Origin of the sequence: Corallococcus exercitus, from assembly GCF_042231735.1 — a bacterium.
Lineage (GTDB): Bacteria > Myxococcota > Myxococcia > Myxococcales > Myxococcaceae > Corallococcus > Corallococcus exercitus_B.
Map to the genome: position 1 here is coordinate 1,083,239 of NZ_CP102577.1, position 16,367 is coordinate 1,099,605.

Here is a 16,367-nt window from a genome sequence, read left to right on the forward strand (position 1 = left end):
CGAAGCGCCTCCCCCCGCCGTCCCTCTCAATGACCAGATGAGCGGCACGCGGGTCTTGCGCCGCCTCGTCCTCGGTCTCACGGGGACGACGCCCACCGTCGAGCAGTACGAGGCGATGGCGGCCGCGACCACGCCCGAGGCGCGGGAATCCATCCTGCGCTCCACGCTCGAGGCCGCGCTCGCCTCGCCGAAGTTCTACGAGCGGATGGTGAACTTCGGCCACGAGTGGCTCGCGGTGGGCGCATACACCACCGGCGCGGCGGGTGACGCCTACCAGGGCGACATGTCCGGCCACCTCTTCAAGTGCGACGCCAACACCGCGCACGCGGGCGCGTACTACGCCGTGCACGAGTTCGGCGATTCGGGGGACCCGGCCAGGCAGTGCCAGGACCAGGACGCCGACGGCAACCCCGCCGTGCCCGAGGTGCACCAGGTGGAGCCCTGGTGGGCGCCGGGCACCACCGTCACCGTGCTCGGCAAGGCCGGCTCCGACGTCACCCAGGTCACCGACAGCAAGGGCCAGCCGGTCGACTGCGGCCTCGCGAACGGCGGCTACTACGACCCCATGCTGCCCCCCGCGTGCGGCTGCGGCCCGAACCTGGTGTGGTGCAGCCCGCTCTACGGCCTCCAGGGCAAGAGCAACTACGACTTCGGCGTGCAGCGCCGGCACCCCTACGAGGAGCCCGCGCGCCTCTTCGCGCACCTCGCGTGGCACGACCGGCCGCTCTCGGACCTCATCCTCGGGAACTACTCGGTCGGCACCAACTGGCTGCGCGCGCTGTACGTGCGCTTCGGCCGGCAGATGGGCACCAGCGCGCTGGACAAGAACACCACGTGGTGGCGTCCCGACGCGGACAACGCGCCGCGCGACCCGCTGCACCCCACGCCGAATGATCCGCAGGCGTGGCGCGAGTTCGTGGTCGAGGACCTGGAGCCCTTCCACCTCGCGCTCACCCCGGACCGGGCGCGCTCCGGCAGCATCGACCGCACCTACCGCTTCGACCCGCGCACCACGACCGACGCGCCCCAGGGCCTCCCCACCGCGGGCGTGCTCACCATGATCGGCTCGCTGTCGTCCTTCCCGCGCGAGCGCGTCCGGGCCGCGCGCTTCCTCGAGATGTTCGCCTGCCAGAGCTTCTCGCCACCGCCCGCGGACGTGCACTTCCCGCCCCTGGAGGTGGACCCCGGCACCGGCGGCACGTGCCTGCACTGCCACCGGACGCTCGACCCCGCGGCCATCTCCTTCAAGCGCTGGGACTTCAACCCGGCCCAGAGCTTCTACGTCCCGTGGCCCTTCATGCCGGGCGTGGGCCGCTACCGCATCACCAAGGAGTGGCTGTCCGGGCAGTACCCGCACACCGGCACCTCACCGGGCTACCGCTGGAAGAACGCGTTCGTCCCCAACACAATCCTCACGCCCGTCACCCCCGAGCAGGTGAAGGCCAACCCCGAGGCGGTGCTGCTCGACACGATGCCCGACACGTACACGCTGCTCGGCGAGCACGGCGACGGCACCATGGGCCCGCTCGGCTTCGGGAAGCTCGTCGTGCGCTCCGGCGAGTTCGACCGCTGCGTCGCGCGCAGGATGTATTCGATGTTCATCGGCCGCGACCTGAACCCGGGCACGGAGAAGGGCTTCATCGACAAGCTCGCGCGGGAGTTCGTCGCGGGCGACCGGAAGCTGAAGCCCTTCATCCGATACCTCTTCGAACAGCCCGAGCTGCGGAGGGGCCTGTGATGAACACGTTGCGTTCGACCCTGATGGGCGCCGCGCTGGCCGCGATCGTGCTCCTCGCCGTGAGCTGCGTCGGGAAGATCTCGGACGCTCCCGGTGACTCCGCGGAGGACCCGGGCGGCGACAGCTGCGCGGCCGTGAGCAGGAACGACGAGATCCGTCTCGCGCTCGCGCCCGCGTGCCAGGGCTGCCACCTCACCGGCAACAAGCCCCTCTTCGCCTCGCTCACCGCCTTCGAGAGCGGGCTCGTCTACAACGAGAAGTACGTGAAGCGCGGCGACCCCGCGAACAGCATGCTCATCCAGCTGCTGAACGGCGTGGCCCCCGGCAGCTATCCCCAGATGCCGCCCGGGCAGCCGTACAACGAGCTCGTCAGCAACGGCCGCGTCACGCTGACCATCGCGCAGGTGGAGGACTGGATCCGGAACCTGCCGGCCACGCCCGCGCAACTGGAGGCCCCCGTGGCCGAGGAGTTCAGCGTCCGCCGGCTCACCGCCGAGGAGATGATCATCAGCCTGATGGATCAGCTCGGGCTCACCCTCGCGGACTTCGTCAGCACCACCGACCCCAACTGGCGCAACAAGCCGTACGTGGCGAACGGCGGCAAGTTCTTCATCTGGCCCGGGGACTGGGCCCCCGGCATCTCGGGCGAGTACGTCTCCGACTCGCGCAGCGTCGAGCGCTTCGAGGCGCTCGGCGGCGGCAATTCGCTCCTGTACCGCAAGCGGGACGTGGGCTTCGGTCCGTCCGCCGCGCAGACGCTGGTGCAGATGTCCCAGGCGTGGTGCGCGCGCGCCGTGGACAAGAAGAGCAACCCGGCGGTGCTGCGCTACGTGACGCTCGCCGACACCGCCAAGAGCAACCCGGACGCGGTGCGGAAGAACCTGGGCTCGCTCTACCTGCGCATGCTCGGCCAGCCGCCCTCGGACGCGGAGGCCCAGGGGCTGTACGAGCAGGTCTACCTGCCGCTGGAGGCGCAGAACACGCGCCTCGCCTGGATTGGCGTCTGCGCGGCGCTCATCCGTCACCCGATGTGGATCACCTACTGAGCGAGGACACCATGCCGAACACCTCTCGTCGCACCCTGCTCAAGTGGGCCCTCGGCGCAGGACAGCTCGCGCTCCTCGAGCGCGCGGGGCTCCTCGGTTCGAGCACCGCGCACGCCGCGGACGTCGACGTCCCCTCGCGCCTCGTGGTGCTCTACATCCCCGGCGGCTACCGGCCGGCGTACTACTTCACCCCGATGGAGGACGCGGACATCCCGCTCTGCGTCCCCACGCCCTCCACCCACAGCGGCGAGCCCGTCTTCTTCCAGGCGAGCCAGCTGGTGAACCTCGCGCCTCCGAACGGCTCCTACAAGCCGCTGCGGACGTGGCAGTCGTGGAACCCCGCCGACCCGGCCGCGCGCGGCAACTACAGCCCGCTCATGTACGGCTACACGCACTTCGCGCTGGCGGATCAGCTCAGCGTGCTGCACGGCATCGACCAGGGCACCAACGACCACTCGAGCGCGTTCATCTCCTCGATGTGCGGTGTCGCCGGCGCGGACTACCGGGCGCCCGCCGTGCACTCGGTCATCGCGAACCACCTGTACGAGAAGTACCGCGAGAGCCGGCCGCTGCCCTTCGTCGTCGTCACCGGAGAGCGCGGCACGCCGGTGGGCATGGGGCTGCCCTCCCACGCCTCGCCCCTGCGCGTGCCGTCCATCGAGGCGCTCAAGCCGATGCTCTCGGCGAAGCCCTCGGACAACCCGTGGTGGACGGGGCTCGACGCGCGCACCGAGGCGCCCGAGCTGGACGCGCGCGGGAAGCCCACCGGGGGCACCCTGAAGACGACGACCATCGAGCGCTTCTCGCTGACGCGCGCCGAGCAGCTCCTGCGCCGCTCGACGGCGAAGGTGGACAACTACCTGGAGGGGCTGCACGGCTCGCTGTCGGCGGTGTCGCGCGTGCTCGCGACGGACGTCGTGTCCGTGCTGGAGAAGACCCAGGGCATCGAGATGATGACCTCGAATCGCCCCGCGTACCTGTCGAGCTACCTGCCCAACCAGTCGTTCACGTACACCTTCGGCCTCGCGAACTTCCACCTCACGGGGCTCGACGCGCGCATGGACATGGCGCTGCGCCTGCTCAAGGCGGACCTCTGCACCTCGGTGCACGTCTCGCTGCAGCAGGACTTCGACACGCACAGCGGCCTGGGCCATGGCTACAGCTGCGCGCACGGCCGCGGGATGATGGACAACGTCGCGCGCTTCCTCGGCGAGCTCAAGGCGGCGCCCGCGCCCGGCAAGCCCGGCAAGACGCTGCTCGACGACACGCTCGTGCTGGTGATGAGCGAGTTCGGCCGGAGCTGGGCCTCGCGGAGCAGCGACGGCAGCTACTACCTGCCGGACGATCACCACCCCTACACGTCCATCTGCTTCGCGGGCGGGAACGTGGCGGGGAACCGGCAGGTGGGCTCGTACACCACGCGCGGGCTCGGCGTCCCGGTGGACATCATCGAGGAGAACGGCCAGGCCTCGAAGCGCGTGCCCCGCTCCGCGGACGCGGTGACGACCGCGCTGCGCATCCTGGGCATGGAGGCGCACGAGTTCTTCATCCCCGGCGGCTACGGCGAGGTCGTGGGGCTCCGCAAGGCGTAGTCCCGACCGGGCGAGTGGATGGCCCAGGGGGCAGGGAAAGCACCCTGGGCGTTATTTTTCCGGTGAATCCTGTTGCCCTGGGGTGTGCCCCTCCCAGCGCCGTTCCCCGGCGTTCAGAAGGAGGACGGCACCCCGCAGCAGGCAGGGCCTGGAGCGGCTGTGCCGCTACGGGGCGCGGGGCGCGCTGGCGCTGGAGCGGTTGTCACGAGCGCAGGATGGCCGCATCGCCTGGCGGATGAAGCGCCCGCTGCCGGACGGCACCACGCACCTGCTCTTTACCGGGCTGGAACTTTTACGGCGTGTGGCGTCGCTGGTGCCTGCGCCTCGGACAAACCTCACGAGGTTCCACGGCGTCTTCGCTCCAGGCGCGCAACAGCGGCCATTTCTGGTCCCCCAAGCAGAAGAGGAGGAGGCGAGCATGGCGCCCCAGGCAGCGGCCAGCAAGGAGCCGCTGAAGGAGAGGAGGCCGCGAGTGGACTGGGCGGGGTTGCTCAGAAGGACGTTCGACTCCGACATGTTCGTCTGCGTGAGGTGTGGAGGCAGGCGGCGGGTCTTGGCATCCGTGAAGCAAGCCGCAGGGGTGCGAGCGATTGTGGAGCACCTGGGATTGCTGCGGTAGGTGCGAGCCTGGCCCCGGCGCGAGGGCCACCCCAGGGCGCGGGGTGTTGAGGCTTACGCCGCCCCAGCGCCAACAGGCCCAGGCTGCTGCCGTGCACCTCATGGGAGGGCGAACTGGGCAGGCGTGTCCCCCAAGGGGCTCAAGCGGCCTCTCAACCGACCGGGTGCGCTGCTCGGGCGCCCCTGTCAGCGGCCCTCCTCGGCCCCGGCTCTCCAGCACGCCATCCCTCAAAAGGCCTTCCATCCTTCCTATACTCGAGGGCACCCCGCTTCCATGTGGCTGCTCCTGCGTCTCCGCCCGGGTCCTGGACGCGGATGGCCAGGAGATTGACCGCGTCACCGTCGCCCATCCTCGTTAGGGCATCCTGCTCCGCTACTTTGAAGCGGATGGCTCTCTGGTGCAGCGAGCCGAGCACTGGGCCTTCGAGCTGCGCTGCATGCGGCACCCTGACATGGTCGCGCGCAGCGTCCAGCCGCGCGGGCGGATGACGGTGACGGACCACGAAGGGCGAGAGGTGGGCGCGCTGTATCCCATCGCTATCATCCTTGATGGGCTGCTGTGCGTCGATCAGGGGCGACGCGCAGCAAGGGGCTTGCGCGAACCGGAGATTAAGGCGGTGTGACAGCGGCTGATGTTGTGCGCTGCTCGCCCCAGAGGGGCAGGTGCTACGGTTTACGGATGGTGCTGGAGCTTCTAGATGGGCTGACCGAAGAGGAGGCCAAGGCCGTCGAGCGATACTGTGGGAACCACAAGCATCCCACCCTCCCTTGGCAGTCGCACCCGGGGCCGGACCCCAATGCGCTAGAGCGCCACTGGTGCATCGTGGTGCCGTTGTTCGTCGCCAATGCCGTGAGGACGTTTCAGCCCGGATACGACAGCCTGGGCGGATTTCTCGAGGTGCTACTCGACATGAGCGACCTGCAAGAATGGCCACCCTGACGCCTGCGTCTCGGCATGTTCTTCCTCGCGCAGACGCGCAGGCCTCGTGCCGCGCCCGCCTCCTCAAGGAGTGCCAACGGTTCCGCCCGCCATAGCAGGTACAGGGGGGCGCCCTCGTTGGGACTGGGGTCGTCCGCCGCCGGACGCACCTCCTCCAGCATGACGCCGTCCGTCCGGGGTTCGCGAGCACCAGCCCCCACTACCCTGGGACCGGCTCATGGCCGCGCTCCAGGTGCTCGGCGCCCGCGACGAGGGTGCACCGGTCCAGGACGGCGCCGTAGCAGGCGGTCTGGGCGGGCAGCCGCCGCAGCGTGTCCGCGTCCGCCTTCACATCGTAGCCGTGCAAGCAGGCCGTGCTGAGCGCGGCCAAGTCCACCCGCACCAGCCCGAGCTCTAGGCCCAACTCTGGCAGCACCCACGCCTCCGGGCACGTGGCCTGGACGCTGCGCACCAGCGGGGGGCGGACGTCGGTGTCTTGCATGCCCGGGTGAAAAGAGCCGCCGCTCCCTGCTTTGTCGCTGCCTCGGGCGCTATTTTGACGTGGACTTCTTGCTGGAAGAGTTCGGTGTCGACCGCTCAAGCTGCAGCTGAACCTCTGCCAGCAAAAGGTAAAAGCTGTGAGCGCTAAGGAACGTCCGCGCGAGATGGTCCTGTCCAGCGTCAAGGAAGGCGGCGACCTGTCCTGACGATTCCGACAATCGGCCCTGTACTTCTTCGAGTTGGCGGAGCGTGAGCAGCACCCGAGATTGAGCGTGCATATCAGCTAGCTTGGCATATGCCGCGCGGTGGTACTGCCTGACGACGTCGCTCCGCTCATCCGGGGTTAGCAGCTCCATTGGGGCAGCTAGCTTCCGGGCAAGGTCCGTGCGCTGGCTGTGTGTGAAATCGACGAGGTCCTCCTCGAGGACTTGCGCGTAGGTCGCAATCGAATCTTGGGCTCTTTCCTTGCTCATTGGCGTGGCTCCTCAGCGAGGAGCATACGTTGCCTTTGGCCTTGCGCCGCCCCTTCTGTCCGGGCATGCCCCCCCATGAGTCCTGAGTTCCGGCGCCGTCCTCGTTCTGGCCGTGAGCCAGCTCCTCGTGCCCCTCCTCAACGGGCTGCTGTCGCGCCGGCAGACGAAGCACGAGTCCGCCGTGGACCAAGTGCCCCTGCTGGTGCAGTCGCTGGGCGCGGTAGCTCAGGACGTGCGCGACATCAAGGCGGAGCTGCGCGTGGTGAACGAGCACGCCGCTATGCTGAAGGTGGTGGAACTGCGCCTCGGGGCCCTGGAGGACTGGATGGGCGCCGCGCGGCCGCAGCTGCACCAGGTGGTGAACCACGTCACGCTGCTGATGGGAGAGCGCACCTCCCGGCAGCTCCAGCACGCCGCGGACGTGGTGGCCAAGGATTCAGACCCTGGTCACCCCGAATCCATTCCTGCCTCATGATGGCCAAGAATAGGCTTTGTCAGGCCTCAACGTCAGACTGGCGGGCCATCAAGCATCCGTTCGAGCCGTTTTTTGCAGTTTTGAAATGATGCGCGGCCCTCTTCGCGCTGTGCTTGGTAGTGCTTTATGATGGCGATAAATCCAGAGGCAATGGTGGTCGCTGACAGGAGAAGCAGGAATGTCAGGGTGGTCTTGCTTGTCTTTGTTATTTCGTCAGGCAGCGCGGTGATCAACCCAATGGCGCCGGTGAATGCGGAGGTGAAAACACCAAGCGTGAGGTCACGATGGGAGCGGTGAAGACCAGCGCCACTTCCCTCCAGCAAGATGTCTAAGTCCTGCTTGGTGATTGAGCAGGCCTTCAGCTGTTCAGGCGTCGCCGGGAGAATTGCTTGCGTCCCAATGTGGTATGCACTGGGATTCTGTAGGCCAGTCATTCTTCGACCCCAAGAATCTTTGTGTTGTACATGTCTACGCGCCCGCACTCAAGGCACGTGAGACTTAGGATCGGGAGATTCATGGTGTGCTTTGCCGGGAAGACCGTTTCACTGGCGTGCGTCGCAACGAGTTTGAGCGCATAGACGTTCCAGTTAGTCTTACCGCATGACTTGCATTTTTCGGATATGCCCTTGGTGTTCAGTGCCGCGAGTGCTCTTTCGGTAATCGCTAGGCTTTTCCTCTTTGCTTCCGCTTCGTCTGGATCGATTGGTGTTTTTGTGGTGGTCATTGATGTCTCGGTGTCGAAGATTTCGGGGACTGTCTGTTCGGTCCGCCAACAGTTCTGACTGCTCAGGTTCTACCAGATACGGTCGGCCTGCACAGGGGCGCGCGCCCCTTCTCCGGGGAACACCTCGTAGTCCCCGGAGCCCGCCGTGCCCATCATCACCTCGCAACGTGCCGCCTTCCTCGCCCTCGTCCTCGCCCAGAGGCACTCGCCCTACCGCTGGAACGCGAAGGGGCAGCGAGCTTCGGTGAATAGTCCACGCCTCTTCGACTGCTCCGGACTCGTGACGTGGGCCTTCCACCAGGTGGGCTGGCGCGACTGGAGGGCGGACTACAACACCGACCGGCTCTGGGCGGAGTGCGCGCCGGTGGCGAGCGCGGCGGACCTGCAGTTCCCCCAAGCAGAAGAGGAGGAAGCGAGCGTGGCGCCCCAGGCAGCGGCCAGCAAGGAGCCGCTGAAGGAGAGGAGGCCGCGAGTGGACTGGGCGGGGTTGCTCAGGAGGACGTTCGACTTCGACATGTTCGTCTGCGTGAGGTGTGGAGGCAGGCGGTGGGTCTTGGCATACGTGAAGCAAGCCGCAGGGGTGCGAGCGATTTGGGAGCACCTGGGATTGCCTGGGGCAGGTGCGAGCCTGGCCCCGGCGTGAGGGCCACCCCAGGCCGCAGGGTGTTGAGGCTTACGCCACCCCAGCGCCAACAGGCCCAGGCTTCCTGCCGCGCACCTCATGGGAGGGCGGTCAGGGCCAGCGTGTACCCCAAGGGGCTCAAGCGGCTTCTCCCCGCGCCTGGCTCACGGCTCGGGCGGCCCCGGTCTGCGGCCTTCATTGACACCTCCGCTCCAGCCCCCGCCCTCTACATGGCCCCTATCCCGCCTATACGCCATGTTCCGTATGTTCCGTAAGCGGAGGACACCCCTTACCAACGGCCGGCCCAGTTCTGACTTCCGTTAGACGCTGTTAGTACTACTTGATCAGATGCGTGAGGGGCCTTGAGGAGGAGCGCGAGCGCCGAGTCTGCGGAGGCACAGCGGACAATGGCCGAGGCGGCGCAGCAGCAGATGCTGAAGCCGTCGACGCACCTGGGGCAGCGTCCAGGGAATCCTCCTCCGGGGGAAAAAGCGCTCGACGGAGCGCGAGGAAGCCATGGGCCACCATGCAGAGCGTGGCGTGGTGATGAAAGCCTCTCCAGGTGCGGCCCTCGAAATGGTCCAGGCCGACTTCGCCCTTCATCTCCTGGTAGTCGCGCTCAACGCGCCAGCGCAGCTTCGCCAAGGTGACGAGGCGTTTGAGGGGCGTGTCCTCCGGCAGAGACGAGAGGTAGTACTTCGTTGGCGCAGCCTCGCCTGGCGGCCACTCGCACAAGAGCCACTCGGGGGCGCCCGGCGCCTTGCGCACGACATGGCCTTCAGCGACCTGGATTCGCACCGCGGCGAAAGTGGAGGACTGCATGCCACGGCTGCCCTCGCGCCAGCTGATGCGGCGGTACTCCTCCTCAGGTAACTGGCGTGCCAATTCTTCAATCGTCCAGGGCTGCACGCCGCTGTCGTCGACGAAGCGAGTCCGAGGGCGCCCGTACGTGCCCGCCTTCTTCACCGGCAGGTGTGGCGTCGCCCCCGGAGGCCACACCTTGTGCTGCCCCGGCACCGCGACGAGGTAGGGCAGGCCCCGTGCCGTGAGTCCTTCGCGAAACTCCCGGCAGTTGCCATACCCCGCATCCGCCAGGACGACGTGCTTGCGCACGCCCCACTTCAGCGCGTCGTCCAGCTGCGACAGCGCCAATTCCCATTTGCGCGTGGCGCCCACCTCCTCGGGGACTCCGGCCGCCTTGCGCCGCGCCTTGTCCGTCACCCACTCCTCGGGCAGGTACAACCGCATGCCAATGCACCCGCTGCCGCGTGCCCCTGCCAGGTGCAGGCTGACGGCCACCTGGCAGTTGTCCGTGCGCCCCAGCGTCCCCGAGTACTGCCGGGCGACTCCCACCGAGTGCTTCCCCTTCTTCGGAAACCCCGTGTCGTCCACCACCAGCGCTTCCAACTCCGGTAGCCGCAACTCCAGCTTCCGCGCCAGTCGCTCCCGCAGCGACTCGTCGCTCCACGTCCCTTGCGACACGCACTGCTGCAGCCGCTGACGCATCGCCTCGACTTCGCCTGCGTCCTCCACCAGCCGGGCCGCCATCGGCTCAATGCTCTTGCGCTCCCCGTCCAGCAGCAGGCCTGTCACGTAGGCCTCCATGGCGCGCCGTCTCTCCAGCCGCCCCATGCCGACGACCATCTCCTCAAGGTAGGCGCCCAGCGCCTCGTCCAGCTTCTTGAGCTGTGCGGGTGTCATCCCGACCGTAGATCATGGTCGCCAGCTGGATTCAAGTGACCGGGTAGTATTAGATGCCAAGGGGTGCCCTGGGGCGCCGCTTGCGACAAAGGAAATCAAGAAGCGCTGCCCTTCACCTGCGGATCGCCAAAAACATGCATGGCAAGCCAATCCAATGGATGCGAAGATATGCGCCGCATCTCATCGTTGGCAAAGTAGGTGGATTCAACAACGCTGAATCCGGTGTTCCAGGCGGCAACAAAAAACTCCAGCCAACTTCCGGCCTTCACGGAGTCTATGGGCCAGGGACTCGCAACAACAGAACGACACCCATTGCCCAGAAGCATTTCTGGCAGGCTAACATTGGTGCTCAGATATGGCGAGACTCCTACCTTCCCTGCGCTGCAGACCAAAAGAACCACTACCCCAGAACCTCTTAGGGTTTCCGCGAGTTGATTCAACGCCATTGGGCGATCCTGCTCGTCCTTCAGCATTCTGAAGAAATGCCCCTCTGCGCCGACTATGCCATGCGCACCAACAACAACAAGGTCAGGCGCTTTGTCCTGGTGCTCACGCCAGCGTCGATCGATTGGCACTGACGAGAACCATTCATGGATGTACTCATTGATAATTCTCAAGGGTGATATGGCCGCCTCGATGTCAGGATTGGCAATCCATGCCGCAACCTTGCCAGTCGTTTCTCTAGGAGCAGATCGCGCGAGCCTTAGCCAAGATAGCGATGGAACCACTGCCAGTGGGCGCTCCCCAGCAAACCCATCCTTGCGAACAAGCAGGTTGGCCGGAACAGTTGCGACACGACCGCCCTGCAAGAGAATGGTTACTGCACCTTGGGATGTAGAGGATAATCCAAGTTTAGAGACTACGCGCAGAACTTCGTCGTAGCCGTATGATCTGAACCGTTCCAGGTTGCGAAGTCGCTGAAGGCCTGATTTCTCCCAGAGTTCGAGTGCCGCAGGGTCGAAAATGTCGCGCGACTCTACTATTGGCCCAACTACAGCTCCATTACAGACGGTTACCCGTACAAGCCTGTTTTCAGAATCCAGTCCAATGGCCTCTATGTGCTCCCCATTGTTGGAGAGATTGCGCGCAAAAGAATCCAGATTTTTCGTCCATTCCTCGGAATCCAGGCCGTCTGATTTGGCGGCCGACAAGTGTGTTAGTATCGATGCTTGACTGGATTTTCCGTTAGAAGCAGATGCGCGATGATCTGCAATCAACTCAAGGGAGCTAAGAGCGTCTCTTCCGTTAGCGCTTTTGATAGACTGAGATAGAGCGCGCGGCGCGAGAGTTCTCAGCAACCAAGCGTCAGTCCCAAGCTCAGTTCGTGCACCTTTGCTGAAGTTTGCTCCCAGTTCAAGGAGTTGATGTACGCCAATTGTCATCGAAGCCAATGTGCGGTAGCGGGACGCGGTTGACTCGCCAGACAGCTGAATTATTTCATCAAACTTGGCCTGAATTTCCTCCGAAATGGGGTGGCTTGACGTTTTGCATCGATAGATTACTGCCGCAAATACACTCGCGATTGCCCCGATCGTGCCGCCATATTTCCGTGTTTTGATTATTTCGGACACGGGCGACAAAAGCGGTTTGAGTCTGCTTGTCAGTATGTCAGCAGAGGCTCCTTCGTTTAGTGCTTGGCTCAGGATGATCTTAGCCTCGATGTGGATCAGATAATGGGGGAACTTGCTAGCCAAGCCCGTCAACTGGAATCGGGCGCGCGCGATCTTGAGCAGTGCGTCGGCAGGCGTCCAAAGGTCCAAATGCAGCAAAGTGTGGATGAGCGTAATAGATTCTCGTAATGCGATGTCCGGGGGAACCTCTTCGTCGATGGACGTGGCGCAATTCCAGCAAATCAAGGCGTTGACGTACTTTCGTGCGCGCAGAAACGTCTCTGCCAGAATTCCCCACGCGTATCTTGCGGAAATTAAATGTTGGCTATGAGTGGACAAGGATAGGGCCTGGAAAGACAATTCAAATGCGCCTGTTAGGTCGTAATTGTCTGCAAGTACTTCTGATGCTATTCCGATGAGGCGAAGGTCTTGGGGGTCTTGTTTGGTCGGGTGCGAAAGGTCGACACCTGCCTTTAGCAGGAGCATGTAAAACTGCCTCTTGTTGGAGGCATATACTCCTGGGGTTTTTAGGAGCGTCCCGGCGAAGCCGTAGAGACTACTCCTTTCAGTTGTAAGCAGGTGCTGCTCGGGGGCCACCCGCTGAAAGCTAAGCCGGTTAACTCCTGGATTGAGCTGATTAATGTATCGGCGAAAGAATTCAGAGAACTGATCGGCACTGGCGTCCTCAGATTCACTCGTCGGCATCGAGGAAATCCTGACTTGATCGGATCGGCTAATAGCCAACTCCGTAAGGATCGATTGGCCGCTGTGCCCACACGATTCGACCGATAGGACGTCCGCTAATTGCGACACCCAGCGAAAATCGTATGGATGGTTTGCGGCAAAGCGGCATGCCTTAAGAACGACACTCAGTAGAAGTGAATGAGATGCGCCGTTCTGAAGCCCTTCGATTTCGTCGCCTTCTCGGAGCAGGATTCGCTCAATGGCGTTTGTTAGACACTGGATATCAGCTTCGTCGCTTAGTTCGTATTCAGCTAGGAGTTTTAGGGCTGATAGGGGCTTCTCTTCGAGTAGAAGCTGAAAGACTTGCTCTGTGATCGGGGAGGTTTGGCTCATTTGTTGTGGTCAAAGGCTTAAATCGCAGCGTTAGGGTTTTGTTGAGGAAAAGATAGTCTTCGTCGAGATTGCCGGGCGAGGGGTGAGTGGTCGTAGCCGGATTGACAGGTTTGAACCGAGGATAGCGGAAGTTCTAGACTTGGGGCTGTGTGCCACATAGATGGGTGGGCGCGCAGAGCGGGTTCCCTCAAGCAGGGGGGGCGGAGCCGGGACAGGAGGATGAAAGCCCCGCCTTTGCCTCGACGGTGGAGCCTTTGGAAGGAGGGCACACCCTCTTTGGCCTGGGCCGAGCTGCTGAAAAGGACGTTCGCCCTGGATGTGCTTGCGTGCTTGAGGTGCGGAGGCAGGCTTGAGGGGGGGCGTACGTGAAGGGAGCAGGAGGGGGAGAGCGATTGTGGCGCACCTGGGGTTGCCAACGGCGAGTGCGCATCTGGCCCCTGCGTGAGGGCCGCTCCAGAGCGCGTGGTGTTGAAGCTCAAAGAGGCGTGGTGGGTGGGACGTCAAGTACCAGCACCCCAGCGGCAGGGTGGAGCGGATCCGCAAGGCCTCGCCCAGCAACACCCGCCGGGGGCTGAAGAGTACGAGCGTCAGATCCGCCATGCTCTCCTGACCGGAACTTTCGGAAAGGAGAACAGCGTGGGCCGGGTTCCCGCCCTCGGGGAGTTCGTCCCGCGCTTCCTGACGGACAGCGAGAACAACAACAACAAGCACTCCAGCGTCGTCACCAAGCGGCAGATCCTTGATGACCACCTGAGCCCCGTGTTCGGCAACACGCCTCTTGATGCCATCGGTCCAGCGGAGATCGAAGACTTCAAGGCGGCCATGCGTAAGAAGCCCTCGGGGGCTCGCGCACGGAAGGAAGCCCCCACGCGGGCGGCCTCCTCAAGCGCAAGGGCGCCGGTGAGGTGAAGCTGCTCTCCCTCAAGTCCATCAACAACGTCCTGACCGTGCTGCACAAGTTGCTGGCACTGGCTCAAGAACAGGGCATGCTTCAAGGTCATTCAGGAGCTGATGGGGCACGCCACCATCGAGATGACCCTGAGGTACGCGCACCTGTCACCCGAGGCACAGGAAAGCGGTGCAGGAGTTGGATCTGCCCATCCCCGAGCCGCGTGCCGCTCTGGGCTAGAGACGCCAGAGGGGCACACTGGCGGCACATGATGAAAACGAGGACAAAGAAAAACCCAGCAACCTTTTAAGATTGCTGGGCTTCTCGGGATGGTGGCGGCGGGATTCGAACCTGCGGCCCCGTGGCGGGGGCGTTACGCCAACCGGTGCCTACTCCTCCACGGCCTCCTGCGGTTCCTGGAAGTCCACGTCGAAGTTGACGCGCTGGCCGGGCTCGATGGTGAAGGTCTTCTGCCAGTGCGACGGGCCCACAGTGACGTTGAGGCGGTGGTAGCCCTCGTAGACGTCCAGTTCCTCCACGGGGACCGTGCCCGCGGGCTTGCCGTCGATAGTGACGTTGGCTCCGGCGGGGCCTCGCACGTTGATGAAGGCCTTGTTGAGGAAGAACTGGTAGCCGGAGCGGCCCGTGGGGGCCACCGTCACCGTGCGCGACACAGAGATGCCGAGCGCGCCGTTGGTGAAGGTGAGCAGGTGCTTGCCCGGCGGCAGCGAGGCGGACAGCGGCGTGCGGCCCAGCAGCGCGTTGTTGAGCGTGACCTCCACGCGCGGCTCCACGGTGAGGTCCAGGGTGCCCATGGTCGGGCCCGCGTCCACACCGGCGTCTTCCACACCCGCGTCCTCGATGCCCGCGTCGAAGGGCTCGGCCACGACGATGGGCATGCCCGCGTCGAAGGTCTCAACGGTCATCGTGCCCTGGAGCTGGCGCTGGACGATCACCGCGCCCGCGCCGAGCGTCAGCACGAGACCGCCCACCACGAACGGCACCCAGGAACGTGAAGGCTTCTGCGCGACCGCGGCCGGAACCGTTGGGCTCGCCGCTCCGCCGAAGATGGGGCCCGTGGGCCGCGTCTCCGTCGAGGACTTCGGAGCAGGGGAGGGCGTTGCGGTCTGACCCGTGGCCGGACTCGAGGTGCTCGGAGCATTGCTCTGCGCAGGGGGCGCAACCGGTGCGCTCTGCGAGCCTTGCGCGGCAGTGGAGGTCGCGACCGGCACGGAGGTCGGGACCTGCGCGGCCGGCACGGACGCCGAGGCCTGTGGGGCCACGGCCTGAGTGGGGACGGAAGTCTGCGGCGCGGTGGCCACGAGCTGCGCGGGCGCGGACGTGCTGCTCTCCGCCGAGGAGAACTCCGGCACCTTGCTCTTCACGGGCTCCGCGAGCCCCACGCCCTGCGCGATGAGCTCCGCGATCTGCGGCGCGGGCATGCCCGCCTTCGACAGCGCCTCCGCGATGCCCTTCTCGATCGTCGCCCTTCGCGCCGCGCGCGCCTCGCTCTCAGGCGGGAACAGCTTCGCCAGGTGCGCCGCGAACTCCTCGTGCTCCGGCAGCTTTCCAACCGCCTCCACCAGCGCCTCGCGGAACGCGAGCGCCGACGGGTAGCGCTCCAGCGCGCGCTTCGTCGTCGCGCGGCGCACGACGGCATCCAGCTTCAGCGGCACGTCCGCGGGCATCGGGGGCAGGGCGCGGTTGAGCACCGCCTTGTCCGGATCCGCCGACTCCTTGAACGGCATCTTCCCCGTGAGGCACTCGTGCAGCGTGAGCCCCAGCAGGAACACGTCCGACTGCACGTTGACCGCTTCGCGCCCGCCCAGCAGCTGCTCCGGGGACGTGTACGCGCGCCGGTTCTTCACGCGCTTGCCACCGCGCTCGCGCGGCGCCACGGAGAGCGCTCCGTAGCCCGTCACCTTCGTGAAGCCGCTGAAGGACACCATCAGCGTCTCGGGCCGGATGTCTCCGTGCACCAGCGGTGAACCGTCGTCGTTGCCGGCGACGTGCGCGTAGTGCAGGCCCATCGCCGCGTCCGCCACCACCAGCGACGCGAACGCGGGCGACATGCGCGGGTTCGCTTCCAGTACGCGCCGCAGGGGCTCGCCGTCCGCGAACTCGGTGACTCGCGCCAGGCCCCCGTCCAGCTTCTCCAGGCCGTGCACGCGCAGGATGTTCGGGTGTTCGAAGACGATGGCGCGGTTCGTCTCGCGCTCCAGGCGCGCCACCAGCTCCGGGTTCTGGGCAATCTCAGGGGGTGCCCAGATGAGCACGACGGGACGGGGCGTGGCGCCTTCCTCCAGCGCCAGTCCGAGGAACGCACGCGAGCCCTCTCCAGCGAGGAGGGGGCCGAGTGATTGATAGCGAGGCGTACTCATG

The 16,367-nt window shown here is 65.2% G+C and carries 14 protein-coding genes and 1 pseudogene; 9 read left to right on the forward strand and 6 right to left on the reverse strand.

Translation table 11 applies throughout. The features are described from left to right. Nucleotides 1-37 precede the first annotated feature (37 nt). From NR792_RS04045 to NR792_RS04070, 6 genes are all read left to right on the forward strand, one after another. Nucleotides 38-1,738, forward strand: coding sequence for a hypothetical protein (locus NR792_RS04045; RefSeq protein ID WP_375758747.1), 1,701 nt, complete (start codon nucleotides 38-40; stop codon nucleotides 1,736-1,738). Continuing rightward, the gene (locus tag NR792_RS04050; protein WP_375758748.1) at nucleotides 1,738-2,784 is read left to right on the forward strand and encodes a hypothetical protein; all 1,047 of its coding nucleotides are present in this window, start codon (nucleotides 1,738-1,740) and stop codon (nucleotides 2,782-2,784) included. Before NR792_RS04045 ends, NR792_RS04050 begins: the two co-directional genes overlap by 1 nt. A gap of 11 nt (nucleotides 2,785-2,795) precedes the next feature. Further along, nucleotides 2,796-4,376: a DUF1501 domain-containing protein gene (locus NR792_RS04055; RefSeq protein ID WP_375758749.1), complete on the forward strand. Its 1,581-nt coding sequence runs from the start codon at nucleotides 2,796-2,798 to the stop codon at nucleotides 4,374-4,376. Between the two features lie 82 nt (nucleotides 4,377-4,458). Continuing rightward, on the forward strand, nucleotides 4,459-4,995 hold the full coding sequence (locus NR792_RS04060; protein ID WP_375758750.1) for a transposase: 537 nt from the start codon (nucleotides 4,459-4,461) through the stop codon (nucleotides 4,993-4,995). A 397-nt stretch (nucleotides 4,996-5,392) separates the two neighbouring features. Then, complete coding sequence (locus tag NR792_RS04065) at nucleotides 5,393-5,617, forward strand: hypothetical protein (protein WP_375758751.1); 225 nt, start codon at nucleotides 5,393-5,395, stop codon at nucleotides 5,615-5,617. Nucleotides 5,618-5,673: 56 nt separating this feature from the next. Further along, nucleotides 5,674-5,934, forward strand: a complete 261-nt coding sequence (locus NR792_RS04070; protein WP_375758752.1) for a hypothetical protein — start codon at nucleotides 5,674-5,676, stop codon at nucleotides 5,932-5,934. A gap of 199 nt (nucleotides 5,935-6,133) precedes the next feature. Here NR792_RS04070 and NR792_RS04075 read toward each other — a convergent pair whose 3' ends face one another. After that, a complete protein-coding gene (locus NR792_RS04075) occupies nucleotides 6,134-6,415 on the reverse strand; it encodes a hypothetical protein (protein ID WP_375758753.1) in 282 nt (93 codons plus the stop codon). A 49-nt stretch (nucleotides 6,416-6,464) separates the two neighbouring features. Continuing rightward, on the reverse strand, nucleotides 6,465-6,887 hold the full coding sequence (locus tag NR792_RS04080; protein WP_375758754.1) for a hypothetical protein: 423 nt from the start codon (nucleotides 6,885-6,887) through the stop codon (nucleotides 6,465-6,467). A 112-nt stretch (nucleotides 6,888-6,999) separates the two neighbouring features. Here NR792_RS04080 and NR792_RS04085 point away from each other — a divergent pair, with 112 nt between their 5' ends. Beyond that, nucleotides 7,000-7,362, forward strand: a complete 363-nt coding sequence (locus tag NR792_RS04085; RefSeq protein WP_375758755.1) for a hypothetical protein — start codon at nucleotides 7,000-7,002, stop codon at nucleotides 7,360-7,362. A 32-nt stretch (nucleotides 7,363-7,394) separates the two neighbouring features. On the opposite strand, the gene NR792_RS04090 is transcribed toward NR792_RS04085, so the two are convergent. Next, nucleotides 7,395-7,796 (reverse strand): hypothetical protein, encoded by a 402-nt coding sequence (locus NR792_RS04090; protein ID WP_375758756.1) that lies wholly within the window; start codon nucleotides 7,794-7,796, stop codon nucleotides 7,395-7,397. Nucleotides 7,797-8,231: 435 nt separating this feature from the next. On the opposite strand from NR792_RS04090, the gene NR792_RS04095 reads away from it, so the two are divergent. Then, nucleotides 8,232-8,729, forward strand: coding sequence for a hypothetical protein (locus NR792_RS04095; protein ID WP_375758757.1), 498 nt, complete (start codon nucleotides 8,232-8,234; stop codon nucleotides 8,727-8,729). 315 nt (nucleotides 8,730-9,044) lie between these two features. Here NR792_RS04095 and NR792_RS04100 read toward each other — a convergent pair whose 3' ends face one another. Next, nucleotides 9,045-10,409: an IS701 family transposase gene (locus tag NR792_RS04100; RefSeq protein ID WP_375756965.1), complete on the reverse strand. Its 1,365-nt coding sequence runs from the start codon at nucleotides 10,407-10,409 to the stop codon at nucleotides 9,045-9,047. 95 nt (nucleotides 10,410-10,504) lie between these two features. Beyond that, complete coding sequence (locus NR792_RS04105) at nucleotides 10,505-13,096, reverse strand: CHAT domain-containing protein (protein ID WP_375758758.1); 2,592 nt, start codon at nucleotides 13,094-13,096, stop codon at nucleotides 10,505-10,507. 441 nt (nucleotides 13,097-13,537) lie between these two features. Between NR792_RS04105 and NR792_RS04110 the strand changes: the two are divergent. Then, a pseudogene (locus NR792_RS04110) lies at nucleotides 13,538-14,091 on the forward strand (site-specific integrase); the annotation flags it as partial. Nucleotides 14,092-14,374: 283 nt separating this feature from the next. On the opposite strand, the gene NR792_RS04115 reads toward NR792_RS04110, so the two are convergent. Beyond that, nucleotides 14,375-16,366 (reverse strand): protein kinase, encoded by a 1,992-nt coding sequence (locus NR792_RS04115; RefSeq protein ID WP_375758759.1) that lies wholly within the window; start codon nucleotides 16,364-16,366, stop codon nucleotides 14,375-14,377. Nucleotide 16,367: the final 1 nt, after the last annotated feature.